Here is an 11,892-nt window from a genome sequence, read left to right as displayed (position 1 = left end):
CTAGTCATACTATGTTCCTTCTTTTGGGTTAGTATAACCTCTTAAGCGTGGTCCGATTTAATTATGCCACTACAGTTTTTGCGGCAAGAGCAATATTCAATTAGCAAGATTAGCGAGCTGGTAGGCTACGCGTCGGATCACTCGTTTAGTGGTGCATTCAAGCGGCGTTATGGGCAGTCACCGAGTCATTACCGCAAAGCCCATAGCAAAAAATCAAAGCCATAGCATAAATTCTCACCCCAAATAGACTGATAACTACGGGCGATCAATCGTGAGGATAACAATAGGGTCTGTTGAACATTCAAATATTAGGACTGCTGATCGCTAAAATCGCATCAAACGTTTTATCAAATCAGGCGTAAACCGATGATAATGTCGAGACCTTAGCTAGGTTTACAACAACATTTGGGGTGATTTTAGCATCAGCCTTTCAGGGCAGGGCTATTTTTTGCCAATACATGGCGAAATTGTCTACCCTAGAATGACTAGGCGTCAAAAATTTCACTGCGTATTGTCTAAAAAATAGCCACTGCCAGTTCCACACTTGAATGTTCAACAGACCCTAAACGCGACAATAAAAACAACAATAAAAGCAACTATGAAAAATTCTATTAAAGATAAAAGACAGCCTCATCATAATGAAATGGTAAACAATGATATAAACACGAAGACGTGGCTATTTGTCCCAGCGAATCGAATCGATAAAGTAGCAAAAGCCTTTGCGAGCGGTGCAGATGCAGTGTTTAAAATAGTAGGTCAGATAGTCGATGCGCCCGTGATTGAGCGCTGCCGTCAGTTGCTGAGTTGATAAAAGGTTTTTGATGAAACGTGCCTTAACAGACTAAAACAGCAAAAAAGGCGCGGTACGGCTGGCTTTTGATTTTGCGACTTCTGCTGGTGTGCCTTCTGCCACAATAAGACCGCCTTTATCACCAGCGCCCGGCCCAATATCGATAATCCAATCACTGTTACTAGCGACTTGCATGTCGTGTTCGACCATAATCACAGTGTTACCAGCGTCAACGAGTCCGTTCAATTGTGCCATCAATAGCGACACGTCCGAAGGATGCAGGCCAGTTGTTGGTTCATCAAGGATATAAAGCGTGTCTCCTCGTTGTGTTCGTTGCAGTTCGGTGGCAAGCTTAATGCGCTGTGCTTCACCGCCCGAAAGCTCGGTTGCTGGCTGACCAAGCCTGAGATAACCAAGTCCGACTTTTAGCAACGCGTCTAATGCTCGTAGGATAGGTGCTTCTTCTACAAAGAATTCATAAGCAGATTCGACGGTGAGATCGAGGATTTCAGCGATGTTTTTGCCTCGATAAGTAATCTCAAGGGTTTCATCATTGTAGCGTTGCCCATGACACACTTGGCACGGCGAGTAAACGCTTGGTAGAAACAGCAGCTCAACACTCACAAATCCAACACCTTCGCAATTTGGACAGCGGCCTTTTTTAACGTTAAAGGAGAATCGACCGGCATCGTAACGTCGTGCCTTGGCTTCTGGCGTTGCTGCAAATAATTTGCGCACATGATCGAACAGTCCGGTATAAGTGGCAAGGTTTGAGCGCGGCGTACGACCGATGGCTTTTTGATCGACGGTCACCAATCGACTCACGTGTTCCATACCATTAGCAATCTTACCACTGGTCTGAGTTTCTAGCTCTTGCTCTAGTAAATCAGCTTCGCCAGTCGGTGCTTCGATGATTGTCTTCTGCCCTAATTCACTATAAATGAGATCGACCAGCGCTTGACTGACTAGACTTGATTTGCCTGAACCTGATACGCCCGTCACCGTTGTCATCACTCCCAATGGAAACGCAACGTCTAGCCTTTGCAAGTTGTTGCGTTCGATATTGACCAGCTGTAGCGAGGATTTCGCTTTTCTTGGGGTATGCTCAACCGCCCCTTCAGTCTCAAAAAGATACTGTCCTGTGCGTGATTGTGCAACGTCCCGCAATCCTGCTACAGGGCCACTGTAAATAACTTCGCCGCCATGGGTTCCAGCCTTTGGCCCCACATCGACAATCCAATCGGCGTGCCGAATCACGCTGACGTCATGCTCAACAATAAATAACGAGTTACCAGCCGCTGTCAGCTCATCCAATGCGCCCAATAGCGCTTGAGTATCGGCAGGATGTAATCCAGCAGACGGCTCGTCAAGCACATAGACCACACCAAACAGTTTAGAGCGAATTTGGGTGGCAAGTCTTAAGCGTTGTAGCTCACCCGGAGACAAAGTAGGTGTAGTACGTTCAAGAGATAAATATCCCAATCCCAGCGTGGTCAAAGCCTCAACTCGAGACAGAATGTCACTGGCAATACGTTGAGCAACAATGGCCTTCTCTCGGTTTGGCATATTATCAGTCGGTTTGGTCTTGGCAGCATCCTGAAGTTTAAGCGCCATTTCAGTCAAGGTTAATTGTGATAATTCACCAATATCAAGACCCGCGAATTTCACCGATAGCGATTCTTTTTTGAGTTTTTTGCCGTGGCATTCTGGACATTCAGAAATTTGCATAAACTGGGAAACGCGCTTTTTGGTACGCGGGCTTTGCGTACTGGCAAAAGAGTGCAAGACGAAATTCTTAGCACTGGTAAACGTCCCTTTATAATTGGGCTTTTCGCCTTTTTTAATAGCCTCGCGTACTTGTTCAATGTTGTACTCTGGATAGACAGGGACTTCTGGGGTGTCATCGGTAAAGAGAATCCAATCGCGGATTTTTTGGGGCAGGGTATTCCACGGCTTATCGATATCGTAGCCAAGTGAGGTCAGGATGCGGCTTAGGTTTTGCCCTTGCCATGCAGGCGGCCAAGCGGCAATGGCGCGTTCGCGAATGGTTTTGGTATTGTCAGGAACTAGCAATTTTTCTGTCACCTCAAACACGCGGCCAATACCGGAGCAAGTAGGGCAAGCGCCATCTGGCGTGTTTGGAGAGAACGCGTCAGCGTAGAGTATGCCTTGACCAGCAGGGTATTCGCCCGCTCGCGAGTAGAGCATGCGTAAGCCATTCGAAATCGTCGTCACGCTACCGACTGATGAGCGCACAGACGGCGTACCTCGTTGTTGTTGCAGGGCAACGGCAGGTGGTAAGCCTTCTATCGAATCGACGTCAGGCTGATCCACTTGATCGATTAAGCGTCTGGCATAAGGCGATACTGAGTCAAGATAGCGATGTTGCGACTCAGCAAAAAGAGTACCAAATGCTAGTGAGGATTTGCCTGAGCCTGATATACCCGTGAATACCACAAGGGCATTACGCGGCAAATCAACATCGACGTTTTTTAGATTATGAACCCTTGCGCCTCTGACTTGGATGCTGTGAGCTGGGTCGCAAGCGATATTTTTAGTGGCATTGTTATCAACTTTTGCAGTGGATTTTACTTTTTTATTTTTAGTGGTCATAAAACAGTTATTCCTATCAAATCGTATTTTTAGCTTTATTGTGAAGAAGGCGGATAAAGTTTTGGCTAAGAAACTGCTTGCTAAATAGTTAGCTAATTAAACAATATCTTGGCTTAAGCAATATCTTGGCAATTTAAAACCATCCTAGCATGTCAATATCGAATCCTGAGGTAGGCTTACGCTTTACAGACAGATGACAGACATAGCAATGCCAAACAATAACATTTATGAGGTTTCATCTCTGAATTTCAGCTTGTAAGCTTTGAAAACTGCTTTTAAGACATGCGGATTTCTGAAGTGGTAAGCTGGCAAGTGGCGAGGTAGCTGACAATGGTTTATCATTAATCATAACTATCAATTATTTATAAAAGCATCCTATGATTTTTATCAGCAATACCATTAGTCTAAATGACAGTGACGTAGAGATTAGCGCGATACGTGCGCAAGGCGCAGGCGGACAAAATGTCAATAAAGTGTCTTCTGCGATTCATTTGCGTTTTGATATCCATGCCTCAAGCTTAAGTGATGTCATTAAGCAGCGTTTGCTTGATAGTAAAGACAGCCGAATTACCAAAGAAGGTGTGCTTATTATTAAGGCGCAGCAATTTCGTACCCAAGAACGTAATAAAATTGATGCGTTTGAGCGCTTACAAAGTTTTATCACCAAAGCTACTTACGTCAATAAAACACGCAGGCCGACCAAACCAAGCAGAAATGCTAAGCGTAAACGTGTCGATCAAAAAACTCAGCGCGGTAAAACAAAAGTATTACGCGGTAAGGTGGATTTTTAATTAGGTAGCTCTTTTTTGCCAATTTTTAAATGAAGCAAAAAGCAAAATGCCAGCCCATCTAAGTGGCTGGCATTTTTTTGTGCGCTGAATGAACTTTGGTTAATCTGCCCTTAGCTAACCAAGTCTTCTGCTTAGCTCAGGAAAGCGCTTTATCATAAATAGCATCAGTAGCAATGCCATAACCGCGATAGCCGCCCCTACATAGCCCACGCTCGATAGTGAAATATGCGTCACTGCATAGCCTCCGAACAGTGCGCCCGTCCCAATGCCTAAATTGATAATCCCTGAAAACATTGACATCAGCATGTCTTGTGCATTGACATCGACCATGATGACCTTGGCTTGCATGGAGATAATCAGCAGCATGAGCGCCGCGCCCCAGAGTAGGGCAATCAAGCTGAGCGCCCATATTGAGGTTACCGCAAATAACAGCATGAGCATAGACAATAGTATCAGTATCGTCGATATCAGCATTAATCTGGTATTGAATTTATCACCCCAACGACTGAATATCACACTACCCGCAATCCCTGCGACACCGAACAATAACAGCACAACCGTTGCGGCGTTTTCGCTGATTGAGCCGACTTGACGCATAAAAGGCTCGATATACGAGTAAGCCGTATAGTGCGCGGTAAAGACCAGTAAAATTAGCAGATATAGGCAGACCAATAAGGGGTTTTTGAGTAATTCTGGAATCTTTCTAAAAGAGCCTTCGAACATACTAGGCAGCGTGGGCAACAGTCTCATTTGCAGAATAAATACGATAAGGGCAAGCCCACCAATACCACCAAAAGTCGCGCGCCAGCCAAACCATTGACCGACCACGCGTCCTAAAGGCACACCCAAGACCATCGCTAATGACGTACCGGTCGCAAGCACGCTAAGCGCCAGCGCTTTTTTGCCTTCCGGTGCCACACGTATCGCAATCGCTGCGGTGATTGACCAAAATATCGCATGCGTGAGTGCAATGCCAACTCGGCTGATGAGCAGCACTTCAAAGCTCCACGCAAATACTGACAATACATGACTGGCAATAAATACCGCAAATAACGCCAACAGCAAACGCTTGCGCTCAAAGCGACTGGTCAGCAGCATCAATGGCAATGACATGGCCGCGACAATCCACGCATACAGCGTCAACATCCAGCCCGTCTCTGCCGTGGTGATAGAGAAATCTTGGGCGATGTCGCTTAATAGGGCAACAGGGACGAATTCGGTGGTATTCATAATAAAGGCGCTGACGCCCATTAGGAATACTTGGAAATACTGAGTGCGGCGAGCGTCTGAGCTCACCTCAATGTTAGGTTTCATAAGATCCAATACAAATAAAGAAGGTGCTAATAGTGAAAGTTAGCTTAAAGTGATTTATTCGCTTAAAAATAAGGGTAGAAATACATCGCAATGATAAAAAGAAGGCAGGCAAGATAGCAAGTCAGTCGCCGTAGTTAAAGTAATTATTTGATAATGAGCGTCGGTATTCACAAAATGAATAGGATATGACATTAGTTTTTGACATTAGCCTCTAGGAAGCCGACACTGACTGCCGACAACATACCGGCAGTGAAATAATGCTTTTATCAATAGAAGCATGCTCAAGTAGACTGATACAATAATCAAGGCGAATCAGCGCTCAAATAATGATGGCTACCTATTCTCTCATGCTATTTAAGCGTGCACGAATAGGTAGTCATCTCTGTATGAATTATCCCTGTTTTTACATTTTAATAGGGCGTGTCCTCATACCAAAAATAAAAGAAAAATAAACTATGAAAACCGAAACCAATAAGCCGCTTGCTTTTAGAAAGTATCCATCGACGACTGCTCTACAGTGTTTCGAAACGGCTGCACGGCATCTGAGCTTTACCAATGCCGCGCAAGAGATGCATATGACACAGAGCGCCATCAGTAAGCAGGTCGCTCAGCTAGAGGAGATGTTAAAAATCTCACTCTTCTATCGTACACCGCACCGCATTTCATTGACACCAGCTGGCAAAACTTATTACCTTGAGGTGTTGGAAATCCTCAAACATATCGAGGTGGCAACCACCAGTTTGATGTCGCATAGTGACAATGTAGAAGTGCTTAAGATTGCCTCACACCCAACCTTTTGTTCTCGCTGGCTGTTACCTGCGCTTAGTGGCTTTAGCCAAGCCCATCCATTGATTAATTTAGATATAAAAGAGCAAGTTGGGCCATTTTTTACTGAAGACCAAAACGTCGATATTGCCTTTTTATATGGCGATGGCATTTGGGGCGGGATGGAGGCGATTAAGCTGTTTGACGAGTATTGTGTAGCGGTATGCCAACCTGAATACTTGCATGATAAAAATCCTTGTACGAGCAATGTAGATAACTGTACGTTGCTACAGTTAAGCTCGCGCCCAAGTGCTTGGTATGAGTATTTCAAACAGCAAGGCATTAGTATCGATGGGACGTTTATCGGCCCACGTTTTGATACTTTTCATGCGTGTATTGCCGCCGCTTTGCTCGGCTATGGTATTGCACTTGTACCACTGCGTTTGGTCGCTCCTGAACTACAATCAGGAACGCTGGTGACGGCATGGCGCTATGCGGCAAAAGGACGGGGGTCTTATTATATAACTTATCCTTTGTCTTTGGGCAGATCGCATAAGGTGAAAGTGATTTTAGAATGGGTGTCAGCGTATCTTGAAACCTCAAATCAACACGAGTTGATGCTAGGGCATGTCCTCAATTCAATCGATATAGTGGACTTACTTTAAAACAGATACAGTGCAACTGGGATAAATTTTTCGTAGCCTTTGTGATAGCAGCAAGCAAAGGTTAAATAATTGTAATTTTTAACGCGCCTTAAGATTGTCTTTTGGTTGGCAATGACAAAAAGGAATGCCAGCACAACTATTATTCGTTTGCTGAATCGGTACGGTTTTGCTGAAATGAGCATCACACTCAAGGAAGATGAGAGATGCTCAATGGATATGCACTATAACGTTACAGACGCTTTTACGATGGTGCATCCTGTGACCCTCACCAAAGGCAAAAATGCCAAAGTTTGGGACAGTTATGACCGCAGCTACATCGACTTCGTAGGCGGTATCGGGGTCTTAAATTTTGGTCATTGTCATCCTCATATCGTCTCTGCGATTATCAATCAAGCCCAATCACTTATTCATTATGCCTACAATGCGGCTGCCCATCAGCCGTATCAAACCTTTATGCCACGGCTTTGTGAGCTGATTCCAATCAGTGGCGAGCTATCAGGTATGTTGACTAACTGCGGCGCAGAAGCCACCGAAAATGCCATAAAAATTGCCCGCCTAAAAACAGGTCGTGTGGGTGTCATTGCTTTTGATGGTGGCTTTCATGGGCGCACGCTGGCTGCGGTCAATCTAAATGGTAAAGTCGCGCCTTATAAGCGGGGGCTTGGTCCTTTGGCAGGTGGCGTTTACCACATTCCTTTTCCTAGTCCAGATAATGAAGTGAGCGATCAGCAGGCTATCGATGCGCTTGAACGTCTATTTGCCGTAGAAACGGATGTCGATAATATCGGTGCCATCATTGTAGAGCCAGTACAAGGCGAGGGTGGCTTTCACTTAATGTCACCCACGTTTGCTCAGTATCTGCGCCAGTTTTGTGATGAGCACGGCATTTTGCTCATTATGGATGAGATTCAATCGGGCTACGGTCGTACGGGCACACCATTTGCCTTTACACATTTAGGGATTGAGCCTGACATGATATTGCTAGGCAAAAGCATCGCAGGTGGGTTGCCGTTAGGCGCAGTGATCGGCAAAGCCAGCATAATGAATGGATTGCCTAAAGGTAGCCTAGGCGGCACTTATTCGGGTAATCCGGTCGCGTGTGCCGCCGCCAATGCGACGTTGGATATTATGCAAGACGATGCGGTGTGGGAGTCTGCCAGACATTATGCCCACACCATTGAGCAGACGGTGAACCAATGGCAACAAGAGGGCGTATCACCTTGGTTATTTGGCCTCACTGGTATCGGTGCGATGCGCGGTATCGAGCTGCGACATCCTGAACATGATGTCGATCCAAGCGTGATGACGTATGTATTAACGCAAGCGCGCGAGCGTGGTCTACTGTTGATGCCTAGCGGTAAGTATCGCCATATTATTCGCCTGCTACCGCCATTAACAATCGAGCCTGAAATCCTGCAAGCCGGTCTTAATGTTTTAAAAGAAGTGTTAAGTACGATTCCTGATAATAGGCTCTGATGAAATGGCAACGACATAATTTAATGGCAACGACATAGTTTTTTGTCGGACTAGCTTAGGGCGTGTCATCAATTAGCACATGAATACATTTAGTGGTCTTAAAATGGCTAAATTTAGCCAAACATCGTCAGAAATCTTGTCAATATGTTCATATTTACGGCAATTTCTTCCTTGTTTGGCTGCAATTTTCCTCATTTTAAGTCTCACAATCTAAATGATGACACGCCCTAGTTAATAAGTTAAGAGTAATAAAAATTTCTAAGATTTTAACAAGGATATCTATTTGTGAATTATACATTTATCAGCAGCGATGCTATTCGTCACGAGTTCTCTATGGCGATGTCAGCCATGTACCAAACCGAGGTTCCGCTATATGGTGACTTGCTAGATTTAGTCGCTGAGGTGAATACTGAGGTGCTAACCAAGCATTCTGATATTAAGGAGCAGTTGGAGCATACCGGAGAGATTGATAGACTCAGTATGGAGCGCCACGGGGCAATTAGATTGGGCACAGCGCACGAGCTTAGTATGATGCGCAGGCTCTTTTCTGTCATGGGTATGCACCCTGTCGGCTATTATGATTTAGCGCCTGCTGGCGTGCCCGTGCATTCTACGGCTTTTCGAGCCATTGACGCGCAAGCCTTACATCAAAGTCCATTTCGAGTCTTCACTTCTTTATTGCGTCTAGACTTAATTGATGATGACGCACTAAAACAAGAAGCTTCAAACGCATTAGCCAACCGCAATATCTTTACCGATACGGTGATCAGCCTGATTGAGCGCTTTGAAAAGCAGGGCGGTTTGACCTCAGAGGAAGGTGAGCAGTTTATCAAAGAAGCTTTAGAGACCTTTCGCTGGCATGATAAAACACCAGTCTCAAAAGAGCTATATCAGCGCTTATTGGCGCAGCATGGTCTCATTGCTGATGTCGTCGGCTTTAAAGGTCCACACATCAATCATTTAACGCCTAGAACACTAGATATAGATACTGTGCAGCAAGGTATGCAGGCAAAAGGCATGCCACCAAAAGCGATTATCGAAGGACCACCAAAACGGGATTGTCCGATTTTATTAAGACAAACGAGCTTTAAGGCATTAGAGGAAGCGGTTAGTTTTAAAAACTCAGAGGGCGAGTACGAGCAAGGATGCCATACTGCACGATTTGGTGAGATTGAGCAGCGCGGTGTGGCATTAACGCCCACGGGCAGAGCACTGTATGACAAGCTACTTAGTCAAGCACGCCATCAATTAGGAGCCACTCCAAATGAGGGTAATGCAACTCAATACAATCGAATTTTAGCCGAGATATTTGCCGCTTTCCCTGATGATTACCAGACGATGCATGATAAGGAACTTGCTTATTTTTATTATCAACCAGTCGATAGTGCTGCGGATATCAACAGTGATATGTCTAATCTAGAAATGGTTAGTTCAAGACAAGCAGTAAATGCTCTGATTAACCAAGGCGCTATCCGAATTGAGCCTATCGTCTATGAAGATTTTTTGCCAGTCAGTGCGGCTGGTATTTTTCAGTCCAATCTTCAGCAGGATAAGCAAAGCAATTATGATGGCAACTCAAATCAACAGGAGTTCGAGCAAGCCCTTGGTACCAATGTTTATGATGAGCTTGTTTTGTATGAAGATATACAGAATAGAAGCTTGGAAAAATGCCTAATTTCTTTAGGAAACGGTAGGTAAAAGACAAGAGCAGTCATCTTATTTATTCGCCATTCCAAAATGGAATGAGGGTAAGAAAATTATTATTTTGCAAGTTAAAGTATTGCAAGGTAGCTTAAAGGTCGACCAGAGAGATTATAAATTACTATACAAAGGATTGAATATGATTAAGCAATACATGTCAGCCATGGGTGTCAAAGAAGAACAATATCAACATGGCGATTTTGAAGTCAATACACCTATCGATGGGACGATTATCGGCAAGATAACCTTAGATAGCGTTGATGAGGTCAATAAGAAAATCCAAAATGCCCAAGCAGCATTTAAGGAATGGCGTGTCGTTCCTGCACCCAAGCGTGGCGAATTGATTCGTCTGCTGGGCGAAGTGCTGCGTGAGCATAAAGAAGACTTGGGCATGCTCGTATCATTCGAGGCTGGGAAAATCAAACAAGAAGGCCTAGGTGAAGTGCAAGAAATGATCGATATTTGCGACTTCGCTGTCGGCGTTTCACGTCAGCTATATGGCTTGACGATTGCCTCAGAGCGTCCAGGTCATCACATGCGTGAGACGTGGCATCCGATTGGTGTCATCGGTGTTATCTCTGCTTTTAACTTCCCTGTAGCGGTATGGTCTTGGAATACAGCGCTTGCCATTGTTTGTGGTAACCCTGTCATCTGGAAACCATCAGAAAAAGCTCCTTTGGTTGCTTTGGCGTGTCAAGCCATGTTCGAAAAAGCCTTGGCAAAGTTCGGTGATGCACCAGATCATTTGTCTCAAGTGATATTGGGTAAGACGGATATCGGTAATGCCATGGTCGAAAACAAAGACATTGCCTTAGTCAGTGCGACTGGCAGTACACGCATGGGCAGAACTGTCGGGCCTAAAGTCGCTGAGCGTTTTGGTAAATGCTTGCTTGAGCTTGGTGGTAACAACGCGATGATTTTGGCACCGACTGCCGACTTAGACCTTGCGCTACGCGGCATTATATTCTCAGCGGTTGGTACAGCGGGTCAGCGTTGCACCACATTACGCCGTCTCTTCGTCCATGAGTCTGTCAAAGACGATATCTTGCCACGCATCAAATCAGCTTACGGAACCGTCAGCATTGGTCATCCTCTCGAAGGCAATTTGGTCGGCCCACTGATTGATGAAGACAGTTTTAATAACATGCAATCGACCTTGAATAAGGCTCGTGAAGCGGGTGGGATAGTGACAGGCGGGGAGCGCGTACTAGCAGATAAATACCCTGATGCCTATTATGTCACGCCTGCCATTGTAGAGTTTGATGAGCAAAATGACGTTGCTCGAAGTGAGACGTTTGCGCCTATTTTATATGTCATGACCTATAAAGACTTTGATGAGGCAATCGAGATGCAAAACGATGTGCCACAAGGATTATCATCATGTATCTTTACCAATGACTTGCGTGAAGCGGAAACTTTCCTCAGTGATCGCGGTAGTGATTGCGGCATCGCTAACGTCAATATCGGCACTAGTGGCGCTGAAATCGGCGGTGCATTTGGTGGCGAAAAAGAAACCGGTGGTGGACGTGAGTCAGGGTCAGACGCATGGAAAGCCTATATGCGTCGCCAAACCAACACCATCAACTATTCAACAGAGCTACCACTTGCCCAAGGCATTAGTTTTGGTTGATATGAAGATATATGAACACTCAGGATTGATTGTTCATATATAAATGGTTAAGCACAAATGACTCATCATAAGTGGTCAAAAATAAGGTGTTCAGCGTGAACTGCCAAGCATATTTTATATATGCTTGGCACACCAAAAACTATAAGC

General features: G+C 45.0%; 9 protein-coding genes. 7 read left to right on the top strand and 2 right to left on the bottom strand.

From position 1 onward, the window contains the following. The first annotated feature begins 63 nt into the window (after positions 1–63). On the top strand, positions 64–225 hold the full coding sequence (locus JMY08_RS12415) for a helix-turn-helix domain-containing protein (protein WP_201593580.1): 162 nt from the start codon (positions 64–66) through the stop codon (positions 223–225). Positions 226–598: 373 nt separating this feature from the next. After that, the gene (locus JMY08_RS12410; RefSeq protein WP_201593583.1) at positions 599–808 is read left to right on the top strand and encodes a hypothetical protein; all 210 of its coding nucleotides are present in this window, start codon (positions 599–601) and stop codon (positions 806–808) included. Positions 809–841: 33 nt separating this feature from the next. Here JMY08_RS12410 and uvrA read toward each other — a convergent pair whose 3' ends face one another. Continuing rightward, positions 842–3,403: an excinuclease ABC subunit UvrA gene (uvrA, locus tag JMY08_RS12405; RefSeq protein WP_201593579.1), complete on the bottom strand. Its 2,562-nt coding sequence runs from the start codon at positions 3,401–3,403 to the stop codon at positions 842–844. 377 nt (positions 3,404–3,780) lie between these two features. Here uvrA and arfB point away from each other — a divergent pair, with 377 nt between their 5' ends. Then, complete coding sequence (gene arfB, locus JMY08_RS12400) at positions 3,781–4,194, top strand: alternative ribosome rescue aminoacyl-tRNA hydrolase ArfB (protein WP_133105368.1); 414 nt, start codon at positions 3,781–3,783, stop codon at positions 4,192–4,194. 114 nt (positions 4,195–4,308) lie between these two features. On the opposite strand, the gene JMY08_RS12395 is transcribed toward arfB, so the two are convergent. Beyond that, positions 4,309–5,508: a sugar transporter gene (locus JMY08_RS12395; protein ID WP_227679678.1), complete on the bottom strand. Its 1,200-nt coding sequence runs from the start codon at positions 5,506–5,508 to the stop codon at positions 4,309–4,311. Positions 5,509–5,963: 455 nt separating this feature from the next. Here JMY08_RS12395 and JMY08_RS12390 point away from each other — a divergent pair, with 455 nt between their 5' ends. The 4 genes from JMY08_RS12390 to JMY08_RS12375 all read left to right on the top strand — a co-directional run bounded on the left by JMY08_RS12390 (position 5,964) and on the right by JMY08_RS12375 (position 11,745). Beyond that, positions 5,964–6,938: a LysR substrate-binding domain-containing protein gene (locus tag JMY08_RS12390; RefSeq protein WP_201593578.1), complete on the top strand. Its 975-nt coding sequence runs from the start codon at positions 5,964–5,966 to the stop codon at positions 6,936–6,938. A gap of 210 nt (positions 6,939–7,148) precedes the next feature. Next, positions 7,149–8,414, top strand: a complete 1,266-nt coding sequence (locus JMY08_RS12385) for an aspartate aminotransferase family protein (RefSeq protein ID WP_201593577.1) — start codon at positions 7,149–7,151, stop codon at positions 8,412–8,414. Between the two features lie 285 nt (positions 8,415–8,699). Continuing rightward, the gene (locus JMY08_RS12380) at positions 8,700–10,112 is read left to right on the top strand and encodes a VOC family protein (RefSeq protein WP_201593576.1); all 1,413 of its coding nucleotides are present in this window, start codon (positions 8,700–8,702) and stop codon (positions 10,110–10,112) included. 142 nt (positions 10,113–10,254) lie between these two features. Further along, the gene (locus tag JMY08_RS12375; RefSeq protein WP_201593575.1) at positions 10,255–11,745 is read left to right on the top strand and encodes an aldehyde dehydrogenase family protein; all 1,491 of its coding nucleotides are present in this window, start codon (positions 10,255–10,257) and stop codon (positions 11,743–11,745) included. Positions 11,746–11,892 lie beyond the last annotated feature (147 nt).

This window comes from Psychrobacter sp. Pi2-51 (assembly GCF_904846665.1).
GTDB classification, from domain to species: Bacteria; Pseudomonadota; Gammaproteobacteria; order Pseudomonadales; family Moraxellaceae; genus Psychrobacter; species Psychrobacter glaciei.
Note: the sequence above shows the minus strand (reverse complement) of the source record. Positions and strands in the feature narration are given on the sequence as shown.

What these genes read in the sequence shown, in the direction of transcription:
- JMY08_RS12415 (WP_201593580.1), top strand. Translation starts at nt 64, where the DNA reads ATGCCACTACAGTTTTTGCGGCAAGAGCAATATTCAATTAGCAAGATT.
- JMY08_RS12395 (WP_227679678.1), bottom strand. Translation starts at nt 5,508, where the DNA reads ATGAAACCTAACATTGAGGTGAGCTCAGACGCTCGCCGCACTCAGTAT.
- JMY08_RS12410 (WP_201593583.1), top strand. Translation starts at nt 599, where the DNA reads ATGAAAAATTCTATTAAAGATAAAAGACAGCCTCATCATAATGAAATG.
- uvrA (WP_201593579.1), bottom strand. Translation starts at nt 3,403, where the DNA reads ATGACCACTAAAAATAAAAAAGTAAAATCCACTGCAAAAGTTGATAAC.
- arfB (WP_133105368.1), top strand. Translation starts at nt 3,781, where the DNA reads ATGATTTTTATCAGCAATACCATTAGTCTAAATGACAGTGACGTAGAG.
- JMY08_RS12390 (WP_201593578.1), top strand. Translation starts at nt 5,964, where the DNA reads ATGAAAACCGAAACCAATAAGCCGCTTGCTTTTAGAAAGTATCCATCG.
- JMY08_RS12385 (WP_201593577.1), top strand. Translation starts at nt 7,149, where the DNA reads ATGGATATGCACTATAACGTTACAGACGCTTTTACGATGGTGCATCCT.
- JMY08_RS12375 (WP_201593575.1), top strand. Translation starts at nt 10,255, where the DNA reads ATGATTAAGCAATACATGTCAGCCATGGGTGTCAAAGAAGAACAATAT.